This is a genomic window from Natronorubrum aibiense, assembly GCF_009392895.1.
Classification (GTDB): Archaea; Halobacteriota; Halobacteria; order Halobacteriales; family Natrialbaceae; genus Natronorubrum; species Natronorubrum aibiense.
In genome coordinates this window covers 1,561,736-1,585,228 of record NZ_CP045488.1, presented here as the reverse complement: position 1 = coordinate 1,585,228, position 23,493 = coordinate 1,561,736, and the positions used below count along the sequence as shown (strand labels likewise).

The window sequence follows — 23,493 nt, the reverse complement described above, 5'->3', positions numbered from 1 at the left end:
TTCGGACTGGCTGGTCGAGTTCGACGAACCGGGCGTGTGGGGCCTGTACTGTCCGCCACACGAGATGTTCGGCATGGGCATGCGCATCGTCGTCGACGAGGCGACCGGACCGGCAACTGAGCCCGAAACCGTTCTCGAGGCAGGCAGCGTCTCCTGGGTCGACCTGAAGTAACCGCCAGCGGTTCGTGAGCGACGACCGCCGTCGCACGTGGCTGTCACGAGTGCGTGAACTATACCCGTCTCGCGTCCTACCTACGCCCATGACACAGCGCGTCACAGTATCGCTCGACGACGACTCGAGCGCGGCGCTCGAGCGGTTGCTCGCCGAGACGGGCAACGGGCAAAGCGAAATCGTCCGTCAGGCGCTGACGTTCTACGCGGCGAACTTCGAAGCGGCGAGCGGACAGCCAAGCGACAACCTAGAACAGTACTATCGGATGCTCACGTCGGGCGAGCACGTCCTCCTCGACGTCGATTTCTTACACGCCTTCCTCGAGCACTGCCACGCGGGCGGCGACCCCGATCCGGCGTTCGTCGAGGCGGCTGATCGCGTCTCCGACTACCACGCCCGCGAGTACGCGACCCGCTTCGAGGAAGTCGGCGAACTGCTCGAGTGGCTCTCGTTCTGTGGCTTTCTCGATGTCCGCTGTGAGGCGGACGGCGTCTACCACATCGTCTTCCCATCGGAGGCGATTCGCTGGTTTATGACGCGATTCATCGAGCGGAGCACGGTCGATCTTCCGACCGAGATTACGATCGATCAGGGCGTTTCGAAAGTGATCATCACCGAAGCGGTACCCGAGGGCGGACCGTCGTCGGCCGGGAGGTAGACGTTCATACGTTTTCATACAAATTCATACGACGAACGTCTCGAGTAGTCGTCCAACGAGTGTGGTATGTACAACGCTTAACAAGCCTTTTGGCCTTCTCAGAGAGGGGTTCATGTGGACACATATCATGGGTGTTATTGATCGACTCAAGGCGATTGGGCCGGGCGCACTGGTTGCAGCGGCGTTCATCGGTCCGGGAACGGTAACGACGGCGAGCGTCATCGGCGCGGAGTACGCGTACCTGCTCGTGTGGACCATCGCGTTCTCGATTCTGGCGACGATCGTGCTTCAAGAGATGAGTGCGCGACTGGGATTGATCTCGAAGGAAGGACTCGGCGAGGCGTTCCGAAACGAGTTCTCGAACCCGGTAGCGAGAGGAATCACTATCGCACTCGTCGTGAGTGCGATCGGAATCGGGACGGCGGCGTTCCAGACGGGGAACATCGTCGGCGGCGCTGCCGGCCTGTCGACGATCACGGGCGTCAGCGAGAACGTCTGGGGACCGATTATCGGGCTGATCGCCGCCGGCCTCCTGTGGACTGGCAACTACAAGCTGATCGAGCGCGTCTTCATCGGTCTCGTTATCGTCATGGGTCTCGCGTTCCTGATCAACGCGGCGGTCGTCCGACCGGATCTCGCCGCGCTCGGCGGCGGACTCGTGCCGACGATTCCCGACGGTTCGGCGTACCTGATCGCCGGCCTCATCGGGACGACCGTCGTCGGTTACAATCTGTTCCTGCACGCGAGTACCGTCCAGGAGCGCTGGGACGGGGCAGACGATCTCGCAGAGTGTCGGACCGACACAGTCGCGATGATCATCGTCGGCGGCCTCATCACGACGTCGATCGTCGTCACGGCCGCGTCGGTGTTCCCCGAGGGAACTCAGATCGCCGACGTTGGCGCGATGGCAGACCAACTCGAGCCCGTCTTCGGCGGCTACGCGCTCACGTTCTTCGCGATCGGCCTCTTCGCAGCCGGTTTCACCAGCGCGATGAGCGCCCCGCTCGCGGGGGCCTACGCCACCGCGGGGGCACTCGGCTGGGAGCGCGACCTGACGTCGACGCGCTTCCGTGCGATCTGGATGACGATCCTCGGCACCGGGATCGTCTTCTCGGCGCTGGATTACAACCCCGTCGAGGTGATCGTCTTCGCACAGGTCGCAAACGGACTCCTCTTGCCGATCCTCGCCGTCTTCCTCATCTACGCGATGAACAACGACGACCTGCTCGGCGAGCACACTAACACGACGCTGCAGAACGTCCTCGGCGGCATCGTGACGCTGGTCGTCGTCGGTATCGGCCTCCGAACGCTCTACGACGTTTTGATTCTCTAAGGACATGGCAGATTCAGAGACATACGACACGGCGACGGACGTATCGAACGACAGCACCGAAGCGACCAGCGACGAGGCCACACGCATCGGCGTCGACGTCGGCGGGACGTTCACCGACGTCGCGCTCTCGGTCGACGACCGACTCGTCACCGCGAAGGTCCCCTCGACCGACCCCCAGCATCTGGGCGTCCTCGAGGGCCTGCACAAGGCCTGCGAGCGCGCGAACATCGACCCAAGCGAGATCGACGAGTTCGCCCACGCGATGACCGTCTCGGTCAACGCCCTCCTCGAGCGCGGCGGCGCGAAGACCGCCCTCGTGACGACCGAGGGGTTCCGCGACGTGCTCGAGATCGGCCGCCAGGATCGGCCTGATCTCTACGACCTCGAGGCCGAGAAACCCGAGCCGGTCGTCCCACGCGAACGGCGCTTCGAGATCGACGAGCGGACGACACCGGAAGGCGTCGAGACGCCGGTAGATCCCGAAGACGTTCGCGACCTTGCAGCAACCCTTCGGGAGCGCGACGTCGAGGCGGTCGCCGTCTGTCTGCTCCACGCCTACGCCGACCCCGAGAACGAACGCCTCGTCGCGGAGACGCTTCGCGAGGAACTCGAGGTCCCCGTCTCGGCTTCGAACGAAGTGCTCGCGGAGTTCCGCGAGTTCGAGCGCACGTCGACGACGGCCGTCGACGCCTACGTCCGGCCCGCGATCGACACCTACGTGGGTCGGCTGGTCGAGGAAGCCGAGGACGCCGGGGTGCCGGCACCACAGATCATGCAGGCAAACGGTGGGATCGCCGACCCCGAGACGGTTCGCGAACACGCCGTCACGACGACGATGTCCGGCCCTGCGGCGGGTGTCGTCGGCGCTGCGGCGACCGTCGACGACGACGACACCGAAGGGCTCGTCACCTTCGACATGGGCGGCACCTCGAGCGACGTGAGCCTCGTCCGGGACGGACAGGCGGCGCGGACCACCGACGCCGAGATCGCCGGCCTCCCGATCCGGACGCCGATGGTCGACGTCAACACCGTCGGCGCGGGCGGCGGGTCGATCGCGTGGGTCGACGCCGGCGGCGCGCTTCGGGTCGGGCCGCAGTCGTCGGGTGCCGACCCCGGCCCCGCCTGCTACGGCCGCGGTGGGACCGAACCAACCGTCACGGACGCAAACGTCGTCCTGGGCTACATCGGCCCCGAGACCGCACTCGGCGGCGAGATGACCTTAGACGTTGAGGCGGCCCACGACGCCCTCGAGCGACTGGCCGAGGAAGCCGGCCTCGAGAGCGCGCTCGAGGCGGCCCGCGGCGTCTACCGCGTGGCCAACGCGACGATGACCCGGACGATCCGGTCGGTGACGGTCGAACGCGGCCACGACCCCCGCGAGTTCGCACTCGTCGCCTTCGGCGGCGCGGGCCCGATGCACGCGACGGCACTCGCCGACTCACTCGAGGTCGATCGCGTCGTCGTCCCGCGACCGGGTGGGGTGCTCTCGGCGTTCGGCTTGCTCGCGGCCGACGAGAGCTACGACGCCGTGCGGACGGTCGGCGTCGGCCTCGAGGACGCGGAACAAAGCCGGCTCGAGGGCGTCTACGACGACCTCGTCGGGGACGTGCTCGCGGACGCCTCCGACCGCGAGGCGGCACGCGTCGAACGCGCGGCCGACTGTCGGTATGCGGGCCAGAGCTTCGAGCTGACCGTCCCCGTCGACGAGTCGTTCGACCCGCAAGCGGTCGCGACGCGGTTCCACGAGGCCCACGAACAGGCCTACGGTTACGCGATGGAGGAATCGATCGAAATCGTCAACCTCCGAGCGACGGCGACCGTTCCCGGCACCGACCCCGTCGTTCGCCACGACGGCGCGGGCGACGCGCTTGTCGGCACCCGAGAGGCGCACTTCCCCGGGATCGGCACCGAGCCGCGAAAGGCGACCGTCTACGCGCGCGACCGCCTCGAGGCGGGTGCGACGATTTCCGGGCCAGCGGTTCTCGAACAGGCCGAAAGTACGACCGTCGTCCCGCCGACCTGGGCGGGCGAGATCGAAGCGGATGGAACCCTCGTGCTGACTCGAGAGGGGGTGAACAACTGATGACGACAGACCAAATGCAGTCAACCGCCGACAGTATCGATCCCGTGACCCTCGAGGTCCTGCGTAACCAACTCGAGAGCGTCGCCGAGGAGATGGGCCAGACCCTGATCCGCGGCGCGTACTCGCCGAACATCAAGGAACGCCGGGACTGCTCGACGGCGCTGTTCGACGCCGAGGGGCGAATGATCGCCCAAGCCGAACACATCCCGGTCCACCTCGGCGCGATGCCCGCGTCCGTCGACGCCGTCCGAGAGTACGACCCCAAGCCGGGCGACGTCTTCGTGCTCAACGACCCGTTCAGGGGCGGGACACACCTCCCCGACGTGACGATGGTCTCGCCGCTCGCGCCGCCCAACGGCGACGACGAGGGCGAAATCGTCGGCTACGCCGTCTCTCGAGCCCACCACGCCGACGTCGGTGGGATGACGCCCGGGAGCATGCCCGCGGGTGCACGAGAAATCTATCAGGAGGGGCTTCGACTCCCACCGACGCGGCTCGTCGACGGCGGCGAACCCCGCGAAGACGTCCGTGCGCTGATTCTCGCGAACGTCCGCAACGCCACCGAGCGCCGCGCCGACCTCCGTGCACAACTGGCAGCCAACGAACGCGCCGAGGAACGACTCGCCGCGCTGTTCAACGAACACGGCCGCGAGACCGTTCTCGCCGGCTTCGACGCCGTCATCGACTATTCCCACGAGCGGATCGCCGACGAGATCGACGCCCTGCCCGACGGAACCTACGAGGCGAGCGACGTCCTCGAGGGCGACGGCATCACCGACGACGACGTCGAAATCCGCGTTACGGTGACCGTCGACGGCGAGTCGATCGACGTCGACTTTACGGGCACCGACGGCCAACTCGAAGGGAACCTGAACGCCCCGCTGGCGGTCGCCAAGAGCGCGACCTACTTCGTCGTCCGCTGTGTGACCGACCCGGAAATTCCGCCGAACCACGGCTGTTACGAACCGGTGAGCGTCCACGCACCCGAAGGCTCACTGCTGAACCCGGAGGTTCCAGCGGCGGTCGTCGGCGGCAACGTCGAGACGAGCCAGCGGGTCACGGACGTCGTCTTCACCGCACTCGCCGAGGCCACACCCGAGCGCGTCCCCGCCCAGAGTCAGGGAACGATGAACAACCTGACAATCGGCGGCCGGGACAGCTCCTTTACCTACTACGAGACGATCGCCGGCGGCTTCGGCGCGCGCGCCGACCGCGACGGGATGGATGGCGTGCAGGTCGGGATGACGAACACGCTCAACACGCCCATCGAGTCGCTCGAGACCGAGTACCCGCTGCGGGTCGACCGCTACGCGTTCCGGGCCGACAGCGGCGGTCGCGGCCGGTTCCGCGGCGGCCTCGGCCTCGAGCGAACGGTCACCGTCGAGACGGACGCGACGGTGTCGCTGCTGACCGAGCGCCGTCGCCACGCGCCACGGGGCGTCGCCGGCGGCGAGAACGGTGCCACCGGCGAGAATCTGATCGACGGCGAACCCGTCCCGGCGAAGACGACCGTCGACGTCGACGCCGGGACGACGGTAACGGTTCGGACGCCCGGCGGCGGCGGCCACGGCGATCCCGACGAGCGCGACCCCGAAGCACTCGAGGCCGATCGCGCCGCTGGCAAGCGAACCGAGCGCGACGAGGAGGCGTGATCGCAATGGACCCCGATACCGACACGAACGGACGACTGGGTCTGATCGTCCCCTCCTCGAACACGACGGCCGAGCCAGAGTTTCGACGTGCCCTCTCCGACGACGTCACCGTCCACGGCGCGCGCATGGCACTCGAGTCCGTGACCGTCGACGCGCTCGACGCGATGAGCGACGACGCGGCGCGGGCAGCCGAGTTGCTCGGTCACGCCGACGCCGACGCGGTCGCCTACGCCTGTACCACCGGTAGCCTGCTCCACGGACCCGGGTTCGACGCCGAACTCGAGACCCGACTGCAGAAGGCAGCCGGCGTGCCAGCGGTCGCGACGGCTCGCTCGGTCGTGCGGGCCCTCGAGGCACTCGACGCCGAACGGATCGCGGTCCTGACGCCGTACACTGCCGACCTCGACGAGAAAGAACGCGCGTTCCTCGAGGCCGCAGGGTTCGAAGTGGCGACGATCGAGGGCCGCGGAATCGCCGCGAACACCGAGATCGGCGCACTGACGCCGGCGGACGCGACCCGGCAGGTGAAAACGAGCCTCGGAGACGCGGCCGTCGGCGACGACGTCGACGCCGTCTTCGTCTCCTGTACGAACTACCGCTCGCTGGCCGCCGTCGCGGGCCTCGAGGCGACGCTCGAGGTGCCAGTAATCACGAGCAACGGGGCGACGCTGTGGGACGTCTGTGAAACCGCCGGCTTCGACTGCGACGGGCCGGGCGTGCTGTTCGACCGCGAGTCGTAGGATCGTCGAGCACCATCTCGAAACAGTGACTCCATTCTCCGGTGACGGTGCGCTTTTGACGACGCTGTGCTACCCACCGTGTATGGAACTCACCCCAGTGACGGATCTGCCCGAGATCCGTCCCGGCGACGACATCGCCACGCTCGTCGCGGATCGGGCCGATCTCGAGGCCGGTGACGTCCTCACGGTCGCGAGCACGGTCGTCTCGAAAGCGGAGGGACGGATGGCGGATCTCGAGGACTACCCCGTCAGCGGTCGGGCCGAGGAGATCGCCAACCGACTCGAGGGGATCACCGGCGAGGAGAAAGACCCGCGGTTCGCACAGGCCGTCTTGGAGGAGAGCACGGAGTTGCTGATCGACGCCCCCTTCCTGTTGACCGAGACCCGATTCGGACACATCAACGTCAACGCGGGTATCGATCGCTCGAACGTGCCGGACCACGACATCTTGCTCCTGCCCAAAAAGCCGACGGAGAGCGCCGAGCGGATTCGGTCGGGACTCGAGGCCTGCGGAATCGAGGATATCGCCGTGATCGTCACCGATACCTGCGGTCGGCCGTTCCGCCACGGCCAACGTGGCGTCGCACTCGGCTGGGCGGGGATGTCCGCGAGCAGAGATTGGCGCGGCGAACTGGATCGTGACGGCCACGAACTCGGCGTCACCGTCCAGTCCGTGGTGGACGAACTCGCCTCGGCGGCGAACCTCGTGACCGGCGAGGGTGCCGGCGGGACGCCCGCCGTCGTCGTCCGCGACTGGGCGTTCGGCGACCACGCGGGCAGCGACGAACTGTTCCGCGCGGTCGAGGACGACCTCGTTCGACAGGCGCTGCGGGAGTGGAGTTTCGACGACTGAACACGCATACGACTGCAACTATGACAGACGACACGACGACTGACGAGCCGACGTGGGGTATCGAACTGACGCCGGAGCATCCACCGGAACGAATCGCCGAGCTGGCAGCGCTCGCGGAAGCGGAAGGCTACGACGTCGCCTTCACGAGCAGCCACTACTTCAACCGCGACCCGTTCGTGACGCTCTCGCGGATGGTCGAGGCCACCGACGAGATTCGACTCGGGCCGGGCATCGTCAACCCCTACGAGACCCACCCCGTCCGACTGGCCGCCCAGACGGCCACGATCGACGAGATCAGCGACGGCCGCGCCGTTTTCGGCGTCGGGGCCGGCGACCGATCCTCGCTTGCAAATCTCGGCATCGAACGCGACAGTCCACTGCGGCGGGTCCTCGAGACGTTCGACGTCGCCCGGGATCTCTGGGCGGGTGAAACCGTCACCCACGAGGGGACGTTCACCGCCCGTGACGCCTCGCTCAACCTCGAACCCTGCGAGATTCCGACGTACGTCGGCGCACAGGGACCACACATGCTCCGGATGAGCGCGAAACACGCCGACGGCGTCCTGATCAACGCCGCCCATCCGAAGGACCTCGAGTGGTCGGCCGGTCAACTCGAGCAGGGACTCGCGGACCGACCCGACGACTACGGCGCGTTCGAGGCGCTCGCGTTCGCGAGCGTCAGCGTCGCTGCGGATGAAACGGAAGCGCGCGAGGCGGCCCGCCCGCCCGTGGCGTTCATCGTCGGCGGCGCAGCCGATCCCGTGTTGGCGCGCCACGACATCGACCGCGAGGCCGCAGGCGACGTCAGCGAGGCCCTAGAACGGGGCGACCTGAACGAGGCCTTCGGGCACGTCACCGACGACATGATCGACGCCTTCTGTATCGCCGGGACGACCGAGACCGTCGCCGACCGCTTCGAGGCCGTCCTCGAGCACGTCGACGGCATCGTCGTCGGCTCGCCGCTGGGGCCGGATCTGGAGGACGCCGTCGTGCGCGCGAGCGAGGCGCTGGCGACAGCGACGTCGCGCACCGAGAACTAGGTCGATTCGGAGGCTTGAAGAGCCGATTAACTCGAGCTGGACGAAAACAGGCTGCCAATCGCACCGAGCGTGAGCGCGCCGAAGACGCCGAGCGTGAAGACGACCAGAATCGTCCCGATCAGGACGAGCAGGGGTGCAAACAACTCACCCGCGGCGACGTCGGCGAAGTGTGAGTTCATCTCGGTGATGTTATCCACGATAACGTTCATCGGTGTGACGGTATCCATGTGCGGGGGTTGTCACCGATGCTACTTGGTGATGCCGGTCCGTCGCCGACCGACGGCTACCGATCGCTGCGGGCGGTCGCGCGGTCGGAGCGCCTATCTTTAGACAGTGAGAGAATCCCGCCGTTCACGGCGTCCTCAGAAATCTTTGATTTCTGATGGGCATCGCAAACCTTTGGTTTGCTCAACGGGCGTGAATCGCGTCACTCCACTACGCAAACCGTGAGCGACAGCCCTCTGAATACCACCCAATACAAACTTTTATAGTACGATAAAACGTACTGAAAAACGGATGCGGGTTGACATCGCCATTGAACGTGGAAGCGACCTCCACGAACAAGTGAAGAAGTACTCCCGCGAAAACGGCCTGCGAATGGACTTCGCCTACGCCGAACTCATCGAACAAGGCCTCGACGCTGAAGAATGAGTGAGGAGTGCAAGACGCTCGAAGCGTATCTTGCCCCACCCACTCAGCACAAGCAGCGTAAGCTCCACACCGAACACGACCGATACGAGACACTGCTTCACGAGAGTTTCAACGACGAGTGCGACACGATGAGTGCCGTCAACGAGGTCGTCACTGGTGAAGACCTCAACTGGCACTCCAAAAACGCACTCAAACAATACGTGCCGAACCTCCTTGACGAGGACACGTATGATGCGAAGCAACTCGCAGACACCCATCCAATCCGCTACGCGAACACCGCAGCCGTCTTCGATCACGAGGACGACCGTCACCACGAGATTTGCTGGGAAGTCCCGCTTCCCGGTCGCGGGACAAACTTCTGGATACCACTCCAATTGAACCCAGAGCAAGAAGACTGGTGGCACTCTCTGATTGACGACGAAGACGACAGTGTCTGGGCTGGCGAACTCCGCCTGCAACGCGACGGCAGTCGGTGGGTGTTGCATGTCACCGCGAACTACGAAATCGAACCAAACCACGAATGTTCGTGTGACAGTGACGATGTGACACCCGTCGGGTTCGATGTGGGTGAATCAAAGCTCTTGGTGGGCTGTGCCCTCCGAGACGACACGCCCGTTGACCCGTTGTTCGTGGATGGTGGTCGTGTCCGACACCTCCGGCAGAAACAAGCCAGTGCCGAAGACCGCTTGAAACCACGATACGCCTCGAACCTCCTCGATGACCTCGTGTGGGGGAGGTGGCAAGACGCCATTGAAGACGAAGTGGAGAAAGCCTCACATCGGGCCGTCGAATACACTTCGCAGTTCGAGAACCCCGTCATCGTCCTCGAATACCTCAACGGCATCACGGACGAGGACATCGGCAAGTACTGGAATCGGCGGCTTGGCAAGTGGCTGTTCTCCCGCTTGCAGTCGCGAATCGAAGAAAAGGCAGCGGAGCGCGGTATTCCTGTGGAATACGTGTACCCGCACCACACGTCGAAGACGTGCCATGCGTGTCAAAACGTTGGGTACAGGCCGCATCAGGGTACGTTCAAGTGTACGAATGAGGTGTGTTGGGTGTCGGAGTATCAGGCGGATTTGAACGCAGCAGCGAATATAGCCAATCGGCTAAATCCGTGGGGAGAGAGCCTGCCTTGGAAATCGGCAGGCGATGACTCGCCTCGGAGCGGGGGCCAGTGGCAGGCCCACGAAGACACGTCTCTGAGTGAGGGACTCCCGTCCGAGAGGCGGGGTTCCGATGACAAGGGTTCGTCTAGCTCACCAGCAGTGGGGGCGGGGATGGAGCCGGAGACCGGTGACGCGCACACGTCTTGAAACCTCAATCAAGCACTTGCTGGTATTCCACCTGCGGTGGAAGCCCCGACGTTCACGCCGGGCGAGGATGTCACACTGCCAGCTGTCGTAGGCGGGGCCGTGACCGACGACGCGACATCTCTGAGTTCGGTTCGACGGCGGAAGACGCGGCCGACTCAACGACGGAAGATGAGTCCGAGCCAGCCCAGCGGGCGACCGACACCGGCCTCTCGACGTACGCATGGGGGACATACCGCTGCAGTCGCTGTAACGGCGACACCGAACGCGTCTGGCGTTCGAACGGCGACCTGGTCTGTCCGGCGTGTAAATCTTGGTAAGCGGCCCTTTCCCGGGGTAACCGCCGATGTTTCGGTCGTGTTCGTGACGTATCGTCCCCGAACATTTATATCTCAGTCGGGGTTCTAGCAACCTGCAATGGCGAAAGGTACGGTCGCATTCTTCAACGACACTGGCGGTTACGGTTTCATCGAGACTGAGGACGCGGACGACGACGTGTTCTTCCACATGGAGGACATCGGCGGCCCCGACCTAGAGGAGGGTCAGGAACTCGAGTTCGAGATTGTCGAAGCCGAGAAGGGCCCGCGCGCGACGAACGTCGAGCGCCTGTAAGACGGCCCCGTGTAGTGGTATCGTTCTCTGATCGTCGTTCGGCTAGCAACGGCTACGTCGTTCGACACAAAACATATATTCCGAAGTCGCTTCTGACGTACTAATGAACGGTTCGACTGGCCCGCCGCCGCGAACGTGGGTGTGTCATGACTGACGCGAACTCACAGTCACGGCCAGGTGGAAATCGCACGCCGGGGCCGATCGACGTCACAGCGGTCGCCGAACTCGCGACCGAACTCGAGTCGAACGTTGCCGACGTGATCGTCGGTCACGGCGAGGCGATCGAACACGTCGTCACCGCGATCCTCGGGCGTGGCCACGTCCTACTCGAGGACGTCCCCGGCGTCGGCAAGACGATGCTCGCGCGCGCGATTGCGACGTCCGTCGACTGTACGTTCAGTCGCGTCCAGTTTACCCCCGACCTCCTCCCGGCCGACGTCACCGGGGTCAACGTCTTCAACCAGCAAACTCGGGAGTTCGAGTTCCAGCCCGGTCCCGTCTTCGGCAACGTCGTGCTGGGCGACGAGATCAACCGCGCACCGCCGAAAACCCAGTCGGCGCTGCTCGAGGCCATGGAGGAAGGGCAAGTGACGGCCGATGGCGAGACTCGAGACCTTCCCGAGCCGTTTACCGTCATCGCGACTCAGAACGCCACCGAGCCGAATCGAACCTACGACCTTCCCTTCGCCGAACTCGACCGATTCATGAAGAAACTCGAACTCGGCTACCCCGACCCCGAGGCGGAGGCCGAACTGCTCGGGCGAACAGTCGGCCACCACCCGATCGATTCCCTCGAGTCGGTAACCGACCGGAAAACGCTTATCGCCGCCCGCGAGACCGTCGCCACCGTCCGCGTCGAGCGACCGGTTCGGGAGTACGTCACCCGACTGGCCGGCGACACCCGCGAGCACGCTCACATCGGCGTCAGTCCGCGCGGTTCCATCGCCCTCCTGCGGGCGGCTCAGGCGCGGGCCGCCATCGCTGGCCGCGACTACGTCCTCCCCGACGACGTCCAGACCGAGGCCCCCGTCGTCTTTCCGCACCGAATCAGGACGACCGACCGCGACCGCGATGCCGAGACGATCGTCGCGAACGCCCTTGAGCGCGTCCCCGTCGAGTGACGATGCGAGTGACCGTCCGCGGCTGGGCCGTCGTCGTCGTGCTCGCGGCCTCGGTCGGCATGGCGTGGCAGTTCGGCCCGCGAGCGTTGAACGCCGTCGTCACGCCACTGCTGGTCGTGCTGGTCGCCGGCCTGCTTACGACCGCTCGAGTCGACCGACCCACGGTCGAGCGGACTCCCGTCTCGGACGGGTTCGTCGGCGACCGGCGACCGATCGACATCGACATCGAGAGCGCCGGCACCGTCTCGGCGACCGTTCGCGATGCCGTCGGCGGCGGGCTCTCGGTCGTCGGGGACGAGTCGGCAGCCACGACCGACAGCGGCGACAACGACTGCGAACCCGTTCTGGAAACGATCCTCGAGGGTGACGAGCGCTTCAGCTACGCGGTTCGACTCGAGGAGCGCGGCGAGCACCGGCTCGGACCGCTGACGCTCACCGTCAGTGACGCCTTCGGCCTCGTCGAACGACGGTTCGAGTACGAGACACAGTCGTCGGTGCTCGTCTACCCCCACGTCTACGACCTTCACGGGTCTGCCCGACAAACGCTCTCGACGGTCGTCGGATCGACCGATGAGCAGGATCGAACAGCGTTTGACTCCCTGCGGGCGTACCAGCACGGCGACGCCCTGCGAGACATCAACTGGAACGCCACCGCCAAACGGCCCGACGACGACCTCGTCGTCACGGAGTACGACACCGACGCGGACGCGGGCACCGTGACCGTCGCCGCCGACTGCCACCCCGGCTGGGCCGACGAAGCGGCGATAGCCGTCGCGACCATTACGACGTACCTGCTCGAGGCCGGCGTCACCGTCGGATTGGCTCTGCCCAGCGGCGACACCGCACCGGGAGCGGGCGACCGCCACCGGTGGGACCTCCTCCGCCGGCTTGCCATCCTCGAGGGCGGCGACCTCGAGGAGCGACAGCGGCAAGCGGCAGACGTTCTGGTCCGAGCCGACGCCGAGGGCGTTCGCGTCGTCGTCGCCGGTCGAACAGTGCCGTTCGAGCAGTTCACGGGTCGCGACGAAGTGGGTCGGCACGGTCGATCGACTCGAGGCCGGGCCGGCGGGGCAGGTCCCGGCGGCTCCGACAGAACCGATACGGGGGTGAGCACGTGAGCGCCCCGTCGGACTCCCACGCCGGCGATCGGACGATACGGCTCGACCTCGAGCAAACGACCGGTACTGGCCCGTTCCGGCTGCTTGCCATCGGCTGTGTCCTGCTCCTGACGGCGTCGTACGTGAGCGTTCTCTACGACGTGACGCGAGTCGTCGGAGGAACGCGAGAACTGCTCGCGCTCGTCGGCGCGGTGCTCGCAGCGGCGACGGTGCTCACGTGGACGATCCGCCCCCGGACGGCGACCATCGGCGCCGCTGCCGCTGGTGTGGCCGGCTTCGCGTACTACCTCGAGTACACCGGGGTCGGTGTCGGCGTCGTCCGCTCGGCGGGTGGCGCGATCCTCGCCGATACGGCTGCCCTCGCGGCCGGATTGCCACTGCTTCGGATGGTGGAGGCGGGCGTCTGGGCGCTCGCGTTCGTCCCCGCACCCGTCTTCCTCTCGTGGTATCTCGCCGTTCGCGGGCGGTACGCACTCGGCGTCGTTCCCGGCGGGGCGGCGCTCGTCTTTCTGGTGTTGACCGGCGACGCCGGAACGGCGGTGACGCTGGTCGGCATGCTCGCCGCGATCGGCGCAGTCGGCTTCGGCGAACTCGAGCGCCGTGGCGGCTCGATCACACACGCCGACCTGCTCGCAGCGCTGTTTGCGCTGATCGTCGTCCTCTCGCTATCGGTTACGTTCGTCCCCGCCGGCCCCGACGCGACGGGGCAGTTTACCGCGAGCGACCCCGGAACGCTCGAGGGAACGATGGATTTCGCCTCCGAACAGTCCGGTATCGGCGGCCCGGTCGAACTCTCGCCGGAAGTTCGGTTTACGGTCCAGTCCGAACGTGAATCCTACTGGCGAACGGGCGTGTACGATCGCTACACCGGTGACGGGTGGATCAGAACCGGGGAGAACGTCGCCTATGAGGACCGTATTCAGGAGCCGCCGGGCGAGTACGACCGGGTCCGACAGGTCGTCACCGCTGAGACCGACCTCGGCGTACTGCCGACGGCACCCCAACCGCTCGCGATCGAGGGTGACCTCGCTGAACACGCCGAGGTCTCCCGACACGGACAGGTCCATCCCGAGTCGCCGGTCCTCGAGGGTGATCAGTACGCCGTCGAGAGCGCGATCGTCGACCCCGACCCGGACCAACTCCGGAACGCGGGCACGGACTACCCCGAACCGATCACCGACGACTTCGACTACTTGCAGACGCCCGCGGACTCCTCGAGCGAGTTCGAGGCGCGTGCCGAATCGCTCACCGCCGACGCGGAGACGCCCTACGACAAAGCGGTCGCCATCGAACGTCACCTCCGGTCGTCGAAGGGGTACTCGCTCGACGTCGAACGGCCCGACGGCGACATCTCCGAGGCGTTTCTGTTCGAGATGGAGGAGGGCTACTGCGTCTACTTCGCGACGACGATGGTCCAGCTGCTCCGCGCCGAGGACATCCCGGCGCGCTACGTCACCGGCTACACGAGCGGCCAACAGGTGAGCGACGACGAGTACGTCGTCCGCGGCACGGACGCGCACGCCTGGGTCGAGGTCTACTTCCCCGGCCACGGCTGGATCCCATTCGATCCCACACCGGGCGATTCGCGCGCGTCGCTCCACGGCGATCGTGTCGAACAGGCCCGCGAAGACGGCGCCGAAAACGTCGACACCAACTCGAGCGCCGACGACCCCGTCTCCGAACCCGAAACCGAGTCGGAAACCGAGGCTCTCGAGCCCGATGACCCTGAGGAGCCTTCCGGAACTGAGTCCGGTCTCGACGAGCCCGACGAGACGGAGCAGAACGAGAGCAGTCCCGAGGGAAGTGGCGCTGACGCCGAACCGACTGCTCCCGAGGCGGAACGCGATTCAGCCGAGAACACCGAGAACGGCTGGGATCGGCTGCTGGCGCTCGTAACCGTCTCCCGCGAGACGGCTGCGATCGGACTCGTCGCTCTCGTCGGCCTGGTCGCGGGTGTCCACCGAACCGAGGCGATCGGCCGCACTCGCCGAACGGTTGGTCTCTACCGACAGCGACGTCGGGACGACCCTAACGAAGACGTCGAGCGCGCTTACCGACGGCTCGAGCGCCTGCTCGCTCGTGAGTATCGCCCGCGAGCCCCATCGGAATCGGCCCGACAGTATCTTGACGCGCTTGCGACGGATCCGGATCACGAACTCGACCCACGAGCGAAAACGGTCGTCGATCGGTACGAACGGGCGGTCTACGGCGGTGGCGTCACACAGACCGCGGCCGACGAGACCGTCGCGATCGTCGACGACCTCACTCGAGCGCAGCTGCCGGTGATCGGCTGGCAGGGCTGAAATTCATCACTCACACAAAAAGAACCACGCGACGGCATACGGGTCCCGATAGTGTTTAATATGGCCGTTTCGTAGCACCGAACGTAATGTCGGAAGTCTGCTCGACGTGCGGGCTGCCCGAGGAACTTTGCGTCTGCGAAGACGTGGCCAAGGGACAACAGCAACTCAATATCCGCATTGACGAGCGCAGATACGGAAAAGAGGTAACGATCGTCGAAGGATTCGATCCGAAGGACGTCGACTTAGATAGTCTCTCGTCGGATCTCAAGTCCAAGTTCGCCTGTGGTGGGACCGTCGAAGACGACCACATCGAACTGCAGGGCAATCACACCGGCCGCATCGAAGATTTCCTTCGGGACCGCGGCTTCAACGTCGCCTGATGCCCGCGATGATCTGAGACGACTTCCGTACCTCACGGCTCGCGTATCGCTTCTTCAGCGAATCGCCGTTTTCTCCGCTCGAGAGCGCTATCGTTAGCGAACACATCGAACTCGTGTAGCGGATCGACCGGGTCAGCGCAGACCCACGCCGGCGTTTTATAGGTCCAGCCAACCTGAAACCCGTGAGAGATGGGTTCGGTTCTCGTCGCGTACGCCAGCACTCACGGGCAGACGGAAACGGTCGCCGAGTACATCGCGACGGTTCTCGCCGATCGAGGACACGACGTCACGATGAAACGCATTACAACGGTACCGGATAAGACCGTCGACGATTTCGATGCCGTGCTCGTCGGTTCACCAGTCATCGATCGCGCCCACCTGCCGGCGGTCGTCGCGTTCGTCGAACGGAATCGTGAGGCGCTCGCGACGCGACCGACCGCGTTCTTTCAACTGTCGTTTGCCGCCGCACTCCCGTTCGAGTGGGCTCGAGATGGAGATCGGGCGTGGGTGAGCGACCTCGTCTCCTGCACCGGCTGGCAACCAGATCGCGTCGGTCGGTTCGCTGGTGCGGTCACGTACCCGGAGTACGACCGCGTCACACGGCTGGTGTTCAAACTGGTCTCGCTGGTGACGACCGGTGATACGGACACGACTCGAGCGTACGAGTACACCGATTGGAACGATGTCGAGGCGTTCGCCACCGGGTTCGCCGCGTTCGTGGCCCAACAGGAGGACCTCGAGCGTGTGTCAACGGGTACAGCCCGCGGATTCGCTCGGCCAGCAGCCACAATCGCGTTCCTCCTCGGCCTTTCGGGTCTCGCGTACTGGCTGGTCGTCACTCGGTCGGCGGGCGACCGCAGCGATCGGTACGAGTCGCCGACTCGAGCACTGCAGCCGGATCACGGGCCCGCCGACCAGTAGCGACGCCCAGTCCTCACTGAGCGTCACAGTATAGTCCCAACTGAAACGGGTTACACACCGATCGCACAGCCGTCGGGCGGTCGGGTATGCATTTGACTGTCAGTGGCTACGATAGTTCAAAACGGCGATTCGGCGTTCGCCGACTCGTCAGCCCCGGTCTCCTCGCCAACGAGTCCGAACTGCATACCGTACTTATCGAGTCCGCCTGCCATGCTCTCGACGCGGGCGTCAGCGGTTCCCTCGTACGAACTGATCAGACGAGCCGCCTGCACGCTCGATTTCCCGTGCGGACAGACCGTGACGATGTGGTCTTCGCCCTCGAGTTCCGCGATCCGACTCGAGAGTTCGTGGAACGGGACGTTTTCACTGTCCGGAATTCGACTGTGTTCGAAGCTCCGTTGGTCGCGGATGTCGACGATACAGACATCAGCATCGTCATCGAGGAGTTCCTTGACCTCGGCGGGAGAGATTTCACCGTCCATCACACAGGCGTTAGGACGCCGGCAGAATAAGGCCACGGGTCGAGTACGACCCGCGAAACGGCCACGTGGAGACCAGCGTTCACAAAGTCGATCCGGATCGAATCAGCCATTACGATCCGACCACGGTATCGAGAGCCGGGCGGAACGGGTTAGCGACGTTGAGAGTCAAGCACGTCGCCGAGGCCGGTTATCTACGTGCGACGCGTTCGATACTGTATGGATAGTGAATCACTCGCATTCGAAGGGCTGTTCGTCGGCCAACTCATCGGAACCATCGTGCTCGTCGTGGGCCTGTTTCAGGGTGGGCTGACCACGCTGACGTTCGTCGGCGGGGCGATCATCCTGTGTTGCATCGTCGGACTGGCATTCATGGCAACGCTCGCCGAACACGGTCGAACGCTCGAGACACCGGACAACGACCGCTTCCGGTCGATTCTGAGCCGTAGTTCGAAGTAACTGTCCGACTCGCTCAGATCAGACCGTCTTCTTTCGCCAACAGCAACGACGTCAGTGTGGAGTCGTTCGCCGGCTGCTCGCGAGCACGCTCGAGCGCCGTCTCGATCGGCACCGTCGTCACCTCGAGGAACTCGTTGTTGTCGAGTTCGCGTTCGCCGGGTTCGAGCCCCTCGGCGTAGACGACACCTCGATCGTGGCGGAGCACGCCAGTCGCGACCGCATACTCCTGTAAAAGGGCTGTACTCGTCGGTTTGAAGCCGGTCTCTTCCTCGAGTTCGCGGGCCGCAGCGTGCGTGTAGGACTCGCCGTCCTCGACGATTCCCGCGGGGAGTTCGAGATGGGTCTCGCGGATCGTCGGCCGATACTGCTCGACGAACAACAGGTGATCGCCGCTGGCCGATCCGGTACCGCTACCGTCGATCCTGTCGCCGGCGTCCTCAAGCACGCTGGCGTCGATTCGTGCGACCACCACGACCGCCGGCGGCAGCTCCGCCCAGTAGTAGCGTTTTTCGCTGCCGTCGGGTTGCTCGAGCAGGTCGTAGCCGCCGTCGTACCACGGGGTTTCGTATTCGGTGATCTCCTCACGGAGCTCCCACTCGTCGGGTATCGTCATTCGCACGAAATGTTGGGCTCGAGAGCGTAATAGCTGCCGCTTCCTCGGTTTCGAACCCGACTCGCCTCAAACGAGCTCTCGATACAGGCGACCGAACGCCTGCCGTCGGAGGGTTGCAACGGCCGCATCCTCCTCGTTCTGGAACGTCGCGGCGACGGCGTCGTCCTCGGGTCCCGCATGCCAGACCACGCGATCGACGTTCTCGTGGCCGACGACCGTAACGTCACCGTCGTAGGCTGCCTGCCAGTCGTCGAACTCCTCGCGGCTTCCGACGTGGACACGGAGGAGACTCGCGAACAGCGCGTCCCGTGCAGTTTCGACGACCTCGCCCGTGACGCGGTCGTTGTACTCCGCGCGGTCGAACTCCATGGCCTTTGCGACCTCCCGAACGACGGTCTGTGCTGCGGGACCGACGTCGTCGTAGCGTTCGCGTGCCTCCTCGACCGACGCCGGCGCAACCGTCCCGACAGTGTGCATACCTCGACGTGCTCGGAGGAGGCAGTTACCAGTTACGCGTTCGCCTCACTCACTCGCGCCGTCCGTCGCGTCGCCTTCATCGTGATCGGTTCCGTCGGACTCCATCTGCCGCGTCAACTCTCTGGCCTCCTGCAAGACGCCTTCGGCTTCGGTGGATAGCGCCCCACGACCGGGCTGGCGGCTCTGGCTGGCGAGGCCCTCCTCGAGCGAATCCGGACGTCCGTGGTCGTGTCCGTGGCCCGACGACTCGAAGTCTGGTGTCTCGATTTCGGAGGCGTGCTGGCTGACGATCTCGCCTAACTCCTCGGGAGAACAGTCAGCCCAGTCGGGCGCGTGTGCCTCGAGCCACTCGCCGTGGTCGCGGCGGCCGAGCGAGGCGGTGATCGCGAGGTGATTCGCGAGATGGACGGCGTCGGCCTGTTCGGTCTCACAGACGGGGCAAGCGTATCCCATGCTCGCAGGTACGGGTGCCGGCGATAAAACGGCCACGTCCGACGACGCTTGAGTTGCTCACTCAAGTTTGCGAAGCATCACGATCGCGTCCTCACCGTCCTCGTAGTAGCCGGGAACGATCCGAAGCGGCTCAAATCCGAACTCACGATACAGGCGTTTGGCCCCGTCGTTCGAGCGACGAACCTCGAGTTTCACCGTGTCCGCACCGTGGGCTGCGAGTACGGCGAGTGCCTGCGTGAGAAGCGCCGTCCCGACGCCCGTTGTGCGGTAGTCCGGGTGGACGGCGATATCCTTGACGTGTCCGAGTTGCCGCCCGAAGTTCTGTGTTACATCCGCGACAATGTATCCGACGACCTCGGTTGGGTCCTCGAGGGCGACGAGAAATCCCGGCTCACCGAGAAACCGCTCGAAGGCATCGTAGGGCCACGGCTGAGCGAACGACTCGTTCTCGATATGGACGACCGCGAGCAGGTCGGCTCGCCTGGCGGTCCGAATCGAGAGGTCGCTGCCGTTACCGATCCCGGGTGCCTGCGTTGTCACGTTCGAGCGTACGGTACCGAGTGATAAAAGAAGTAGCGACGCGAGAGCGGCTGAGGTCCTGCTCCCGACTCGAGTCTTTGGGTCTCACCTAACAGTCGAGACGCGGGTTCAACTGCACCCGATCGGTCGCAAAAATTGGTGCCGTCACTCAGACGCGTCGTCATCGCCAGCGTCGTCTTCGGACCCGTTATCGCCAGAATCGCCAATGTCGGTTGTCAGCTGCTTGTCTTCCGTCCCCCCATACTGCGTCTGTTCCCCGTCGGATTCGTCGTCTGCCATGTCGATCACTCAGCCGGGATCGCGTCGATCTCGAACTCCTCGGTAAGTTCTTTCAGTTCATCCAGTGCATCCTGCTCTTCCCGGAGGTTCTCCTCTAACAGGTCAGCAGCTTCATCCATGCCAAGCTGGTCGGCGATGGGAATCAGATTGCCGTAGGCCGCGATTTCGTAATGTTCGGTCTTCTCAGCCGCGGCCATGTTGTAGTAATCGAGGATATCCGGACTGGGATCTTCCGACGTGAACTCTTCGTACTCCTCGATCAGTCCCTCGATGCCCTCACATTCCTCTTTTTCCGGCGGCTCGCCGAACAGCTCGAACACCTCCTCAAGCCGATCGATGTGTCCTTGGGTCTCCTCGCGATGCTCAGCAAACGCGATGGAGATCTCGTCACGTTCGGTGTTCTGCTCGAGTTCGTCGAGCGCGTCGAGTAGTTGGTGTTCGGCATGATAGATGTCCTCGAGGCCGTGTTCGAACAGGTCATGGATGGTTTCAAGACTCATGGGCGGCTTCGCCAGCAATGTGAAAAAGTCGAGAGCCTGCGAAGACAGGCGCTGGCAATGGAAACGACTAGGACTATCACCGGAGCACTGTACCGTGTATCGCCGTCCGAGCGATATCAGACTTAAGCCCATACCTTTTAGAGTGAAACAATGAGGCGCATCCTATTACAGGACAGTTCAAGAGCTGCGTAGCGTAGAAACTGTCGTTAGAAATTCACTAATCTCGTATCATATTGCCCCACTTACCGGCTGCTTTTGCCAGAAGAGTAAACCAACGAATCCACTCGCTGCGCTCCACGACAGTCCCAAAAGCAACACGACACCCCAGGAGTCGACGACACCGTTCGACGTTCGACCGGCCCCATCCAGCACCAACGCGACACGAGGTTCCCGATCGCAATTGAGTGTCTACACTGCCACCACAGCACCGCACCCGTCCGCCTCACCAGCACACCGATGACCTCGAATCACCATACTAAGTGTGGTCGTGTTACAACTGCCGATTCCCCAGCGATTCACTGGGACTCGGATGCAGTACCAGCCGGCGACGGTCGATGACGTCCCGATCGATCACAACCGCATGACGACCACCGGATTCGTCTGTAAAGCGTGTCAGGGATAGCGGCATCACTGACCTCTAGGCCCAAGCACGGGTATCGCTTGCAGCCGAAGCCGTACTTATACATCCCACGTTCGTAGGGATATCCATGTCTGATGCGGCCGAATGTAAGCCAAAGCCGATCGATCACGAGCAGGACTCCGATGAGCGCGACGATGCTCACCTCGACGATATCGAAGAGGGTGCTGGTTGCACGGAAATCTGGGAACATCTCGCCGAGAAACGCGGCGAATAGCGCATTCACCAGGTAGCGACACTTTTCCCCTCGAGACACATACTGAATTCCAATGACCGACAATCGACCCGGTAACCGCCGTCGCGAAGATGGTCGATCGATCCCGACGGACCGGGAATCACCTGTTGGTGCGCCAGTTATCCGGGGCGACGAATCGGTTACCGGGACTCGCGCCCGCGAAGCCGTTCAGTTCGATCCAACCGATCCCGAGAGCCTCGCTGATGCAGCCAAGACCGTTCGTCAGTTCGCCGCGGGCGAAACCAACGACGATCACCTCTATATGCTGCGCGGCGCTGCTGCCTGTGCCGCCCTCGTTCGCGGTGAAGGCTCGTACAAGGCCGCAGCGGAACGGGCCGGTGGTGACGCAACCGTTTCGTTCATCCGAAAGTGGGCTCGCGTACACGATCTTCCCCGCTCAGTCCGTAAACAGGTCGCACTTGGCCGTATTGCACCAACGGCCGCCAAACACATCGCCCGCGTCGGCGGCGAATCACGTCTCCTGCTCGCGTGGGCGACCCTTGACGGTGACCTTACCGTCCGCGAAGTCCGCAACGTCGCAAGTGCGATCAACGATGACACCCCGATCGAACAGGCACTTGCCGAACACAGCGTTCGACTGGGCCAACTCGAGCTCACCCTTTCCCCAACAACCTACCGCGACCTCCGTCGCCGTGCCTCCATCGACGGCGTCGAACCCGGAACCATCGTCAGTGACGCACTCGAGCAGTACTTCGAGTAGTACTTCTGTCATAGCCCGAATATATTTCCGGTTCATTCGACCGCCAAATCGACCGGCACGTCGACGAAGAAAGAAACGTTTAACCACACCACCCGACAAGAAGGGAATGCAGGGCCGGTAGCTCAGTCTGGCAGAGCGTCTGGCTTTTAACCAGACGGTCGCGTGTTCAAATCGCGCCCGGCCCGCTTCTAACGACGAACGAATCCGTGAGCTATCGGGTTCGGAACTGGCGGCATTCGAACGCAGTCTCGTGAGTGAGGTGACGAGGAAGCGATCGACCGTGTATTCAGCTCGCGCCTGACCTGCTTTTTCGACGACCATCCTACGGGAAACGGAATTTCAGTGGCTTGAGGACACACGTCGCCGATAGTAGCCGTTGAATGTCACTACACATCTGACCGGATGACGTTACGATTAGTGTGTGACTTGTTTCAGTTGTTACGGTAGTCGGTCTGACCTATCCTCAGAAAACGTCCCACCGAGTCGTCCGTATCAGAACTGGATCGCACACGGCACGGTTAACACGTCCAACCGTGTGTCCAACTTATTTCGACCTCAATTCAGACCATGTGTAATAACAGAGCCACGGGAGTGACACAGGGACTCGCGACTCGAGAGCTGTAGACAAGATCCTTAACGTATTGGTTACATTGCACGTTCTGTTCGGGTTATTATTAATTGGAATGTAGCAGTTCGATTGAATAACGATGAAGAAAGATCTGTCTCACGATGAATGGTTGTTTCAAAAGCCAAGGGCCGGATTTGAACCGGCGGTGGGCGGCTCTGCAGGCCGCTGCGTTCGGCCGGACTCTGCCACCTTGGCGCATCTAAACGTTGTTGTTGCGTTCGTTTAAGCATAGCGGTACGGCACGATCGTTGGTACGATGTGCCGTACGTAACTATAAAATCCCAGCCAGCCACAGCTGTGGCTCGTTGGGGTAACTGAAGTATGAATGGAGGCGGCGAAACGAATTTCCCAGAGGCTCGCGCACTCCAGTACTCACCGTAACGCAGGCGGGCTTATCTTCCGTGTTCGGGATGGGTACGGGAGGAACCCCGCCGCTGTGGCCGCCGTAACGCCGATCGACGGAATCGAACCGTCGTCATGCCAATATCGGTGGTCTCCGACCGTGTGTATGTGTAGTCCAGT

The 23,493-nt window shown here is 63.9% G+C and carries 27 protein-coding genes, 2 tRNA genes and 1 rRNA gene; 20 read left to right on the top strand and 10 right to left on the bottom strand.

Annotation, left to right across the window (positions count from 1 at the left end; genetic code table 11):
* Positions 1-260: 260 nt before the first annotated feature.
* From GCU68_RS07750 to GCU68_RS07720, 7 genes are all read left to right on the top strand, one after another.
* On the top strand, positions 261-830 hold the full coding sequence (locus GCU68_RS07750; RefSeq protein ID WP_152940428.1) for a ribbon-helix-helix protein, CopG family: 570 nt from the start codon (positions 261-263) through the stop codon (positions 828-830).
* 127 nt (positions 831-957) lie between these two features.
* A complete protein-coding gene (locus GCU68_RS07745; protein ID WP_152943650.1) occupies positions 958-2,163 on the top strand; it encodes an Nramp family divalent metal transporter in 1,206 nt (401 codons plus the stop codon).
* A gap of 4 nt (positions 2,164-2,167) precedes the next feature.
* Positions 2,168-4,246 carry a hydantoinase/oxoprolinase family protein gene (locus GCU68_RS07740; protein ID WP_152940427.1) on the top strand — a complete coding sequence of 693 codons (2,079 nt, stop codon included), beginning with the start codon at positions 2,168-2,170 and terminating at the stop codon, positions 4,244-4,246.
* The gene (locus GCU68_RS07735) at positions 4,246-5,898 is read left to right on the top strand and encodes a hydantoinase B/oxoprolinase family protein (protein ID WP_152940425.1); all 1,653 of its coding nucleotides are present in this window, start codon (positions 4,246-4,248) and stop codon (positions 5,896-5,898) included. Before GCU68_RS07740 ends, GCU68_RS07735 begins: the two co-directional genes overlap by 1 nt.
* A gap of 5 nt (positions 5,899-5,903) precedes the next feature.
* Positions 5,904-6,638 carry a maleate cis-trans isomerase family protein gene (locus tag GCU68_RS07730; protein ID WP_152940423.1) on the top strand — a complete coding sequence of 245 codons (735 nt, stop codon included), beginning with the start codon at positions 5,904-5,906 and terminating at the stop codon, positions 6,636-6,638.
* A gap of 82 nt (positions 6,639-6,720) precedes the next feature.
* The gene (locus GCU68_RS07725) at positions 6,721-7,491 is read left to right on the top strand and encodes a coenzyme F420-0:L-glutamate ligase (RefSeq protein WP_152940421.1); all 771 of its coding nucleotides are present in this window, start codon (positions 6,721-6,723) and stop codon (positions 7,489-7,491) included.
* Positions 7,492-7,511: 20 nt separating this feature from the next.
* Complete coding sequence (locus GCU68_RS07720) at positions 7,512-8,531, top strand: 5,10-methylenetetrahydromethanopterin reductase (protein WP_152940418.1); 1,020 nt, start codon at positions 7,512-7,514, stop codon at positions 8,529-8,531.
* 26 nt (positions 8,532-8,557) lie between these two features.
* Here GCU68_RS07720 and GCU68_RS07715 read toward each other — a convergent pair whose 3' ends face one another.
* Positions 8,558-8,758, bottom strand: coding sequence for a hypothetical protein (locus tag GCU68_RS07715; protein WP_152940416.1), 201 nt, complete (start codon positions 8,756-8,758; stop codon positions 8,558-8,560).
* Positions 8,759-9,047: 289 nt separating this feature from the next.
* Here GCU68_RS07715 and GCU68_RS21950 point away from each other — a divergent pair, with 289 nt between their 5' ends.
* The 9 genes from GCU68_RS21950 (at position 9,048) to GCU68_RS07675 (ending at position 16,950) form a co-directional block, all read left to right on the top strand.
* Positions 9,048-9,182: a hypothetical protein gene (locus tag GCU68_RS21950; RefSeq protein WP_264373480.1), complete on the top strand. Its 135-nt coding sequence runs from the start codon at positions 9,048-9,050 to the stop codon at positions 9,180-9,182.
* Positions 9,179-10,498, top strand: a complete 1,320-nt coding sequence (locus GCU68_RS07710; RefSeq protein WP_152940414.1) for an IS200/IS605 family accessory protein TnpB-related protein — start codon at positions 9,179-9,181, stop codon at positions 10,496-10,498. Before GCU68_RS21950 ends, GCU68_RS07710 begins: the two co-directional genes overlap by 4 nt.
* A complete protein-coding gene (locus tag GCU68_RS22175) occupies positions 10,495-10,815 on the top strand; it encodes a DUF7573 domain-containing protein (RefSeq protein WP_449411967.1) in 321 nt (106 codons plus the stop codon). The genes GCU68_RS07710 and GCU68_RS22175 overlap by 4 nt, the downstream gene beginning before the upstream one ends.
* Positions 10,816-10,912: 97 nt before the next feature.
* Positions 10,913-11,107 carry a cold-shock protein gene (locus GCU68_RS07700; protein WP_152940412.1) on the top strand — a complete coding sequence of 65 codons (195 nt, stop codon included), beginning with the start codon at positions 10,913-10,915 and terminating at the stop codon, positions 11,105-11,107.
* Positions 11,108-11,253: 146 nt separating this feature from the next.
* Positions 11,254-12,228, top strand: a complete 975-nt coding sequence (locus tag GCU68_RS07695) for an AAA family ATPase (protein ID WP_152940410.1) — start codon at positions 11,254-11,256, stop codon at positions 12,226-12,228.
* Positions 12,229-12,230: 2 nt separating this feature from the next.
* Positions 12,231-13,346, top strand: a complete 1,116-nt coding sequence (locus GCU68_RS07690) for a DUF58 domain-containing protein (protein ID WP_152940408.1) — start codon at positions 12,231-12,233, stop codon at positions 13,344-13,346.
* The gene (locus GCU68_RS07685; protein WP_152940406.1) at positions 13,343-15,649 is read left to right on the top strand and encodes a transglutaminase TgpA family protein; all 2,307 of its coding nucleotides are present in this window, start codon (positions 13,343-13,345) and stop codon (positions 15,647-15,649) included. Before GCU68_RS07690 ends, GCU68_RS07685 begins: the two co-directional genes overlap by 4 nt.
* A gap of 86 nt (positions 15,650-15,735) precedes the next feature.
* Complete coding sequence (yciH, locus tag GCU68_RS07680; protein WP_006065982.1) at positions 15,736-16,029, top strand: stress response translation initiation inhibitor YciH; 294 nt, start codon at positions 15,736-15,738, stop codon at positions 16,027-16,029.
* Between the two features lie 189 nt (positions 16,030-16,218).
* Positions 16,219-16,950 (top strand): flavodoxin domain-containing protein, encoded by a 732-nt coding sequence (locus GCU68_RS07675; protein ID WP_152940404.1) that lies wholly within the window; start codon positions 16,219-16,221, stop codon positions 16,948-16,950.
* Positions 16,951-17,066: 116 nt separating this feature from the next.
* Here the strand turns inward: GCU68_RS07675 and GCU68_RS07670 are convergent, their stop codons facing one another.
* On the bottom strand, positions 17,067-17,432 hold the full coding sequence (locus tag GCU68_RS07670; protein ID WP_152940402.1) for a rhodanese-like domain-containing protein: 366 nt from the start codon (positions 17,430-17,432) through the stop codon (positions 17,067-17,069).
* Between the two features lie 216 nt (positions 17,433-17,648).
* Between GCU68_RS07670 and GCU68_RS07665 the strand changes: the two genes are divergently transcribed.
* Positions 17,649-17,888 carry a hypothetical protein gene (locus tag GCU68_RS07665; protein ID WP_152940400.1) on the top strand — a complete coding sequence of 80 codons (240 nt, stop codon included), beginning with the start codon at positions 17,649-17,651 and terminating at the stop codon, positions 17,886-17,888.
* 13 nt (positions 17,889-17,901) lie between these two features.
* Here the strand turns inward: GCU68_RS07665 and GCU68_RS07660 are convergent, their stop codons facing one another.
* The 6 genes from GCU68_RS07660 to GCU68_RS07640 all read right to left on the bottom strand — a co-directional run bounded on the left by GCU68_RS07660 (position 17,902) and on the right by GCU68_RS07640 (position 20,750).
* Positions 17,902-18,501: an NUDIX hydrolase gene (locus tag GCU68_RS07660; RefSeq protein ID WP_152940398.1), complete on the bottom strand. Its 600-nt coding sequence runs from the start codon at positions 18,499-18,501 to the stop codon at positions 17,902-17,904.
* Between the two features lie 66 nt (positions 18,502-18,567).
* On the bottom strand, positions 18,568-18,978 hold the full coding sequence (locus GCU68_RS07655; RefSeq protein ID WP_152940396.1) for a DUF5809 family protein: 411 nt from the start codon (positions 18,976-18,978) through the stop codon (positions 18,568-18,570).
* Positions 18,979-19,023: 45 nt separating this feature from the next.
* Positions 19,024-19,431, bottom strand: coding sequence for a DUF5810 domain-containing protein (locus GCU68_RS07650; RefSeq protein WP_152940394.1), 408 nt, complete (start codon positions 19,429-19,431; stop codon positions 19,024-19,026).
* A 57-nt stretch (positions 19,432-19,488) separates the two neighbouring features.
* Positions 19,489-19,971, bottom strand: a complete 483-nt coding sequence (gene rimI, locus GCU68_RS07645; protein WP_152940392.1) for a ribosomal protein S18-alanine N-acetyltransferase — start codon at positions 19,969-19,971, stop codon at positions 19,489-19,491.
* 144 nt (positions 19,972-20,115) lie between these two features.
* On the bottom strand, positions 20,116-20,250 hold the full coding sequence (locus GCU68_RS21945; protein ID WP_264373479.1) for a hypothetical protein: 135 nt from the start codon (positions 20,248-20,250) through the stop codon (positions 20,116-20,118).
* A gap of 5 nt (positions 20,251-20,255) precedes the next feature.
* Positions 20,256-20,750, bottom strand: a complete 495-nt coding sequence (locus GCU68_RS07640) for a ferritin-like domain-containing protein (RefSeq protein WP_152940390.1) — start codon at positions 20,748-20,750, stop codon at positions 20,256-20,258.
* Positions 20,751-21,457: 707 nt separating this feature from the next.
* On the opposite strand from GCU68_RS07640, the gene GCU68_RS21275 reads away from it, so the two are divergent.
* From GCU68_RS21275 to GCU68_RS07630, 3 genes are all read left to right on the top strand, one after another.
* The gene (locus tag GCU68_RS21275) at positions 21,458-21,604 is read left to right on the top strand and encodes a hypothetical protein (RefSeq protein WP_168927077.1); all 147 of its coding nucleotides are present in this window, start codon (positions 21,458-21,460) and stop codon (positions 21,602-21,604) included.
* Between the two features lie 52 nt (positions 21,605-21,656).
* Positions 21,657-22,343 carry a DUF7119 family protein gene (locus GCU68_RS07635; protein ID WP_152940388.1) on the top strand — a complete coding sequence of 229 codons (687 nt, stop codon included), beginning with the start codon at positions 21,657-21,659 and terminating at the stop codon, positions 22,341-22,343.
* A 111-nt stretch (positions 22,344-22,454) separates the two neighbouring features.
* Positions 22,455-22,528: transfer RNA gene (locus tag GCU68_RS07630), tRNA-Lys, on the top strand.
* 562 nt (positions 22,529-23,090) lie between these two features.
* On the opposite strand, the gene GCU68_RS07625 is transcribed toward GCU68_RS07630, so the two are convergent.
* Both GCU68_RS07625 and rrf read right to left on the bottom strand, forming a co-directional pair.
* Positions 23,091-23,166 (bottom strand) — tRNA-Cys (locus GCU68_RS07625).
* A 131-nt stretch (positions 23,167-23,297) separates the two neighbouring features.
* Positions 23,298-23,419, bottom strand: a 5S ribosomal RNA gene (gene rrf / locus GCU68_RS07620).
* Positions 23,420-23,493: the final 74 nt, after the last annotated feature.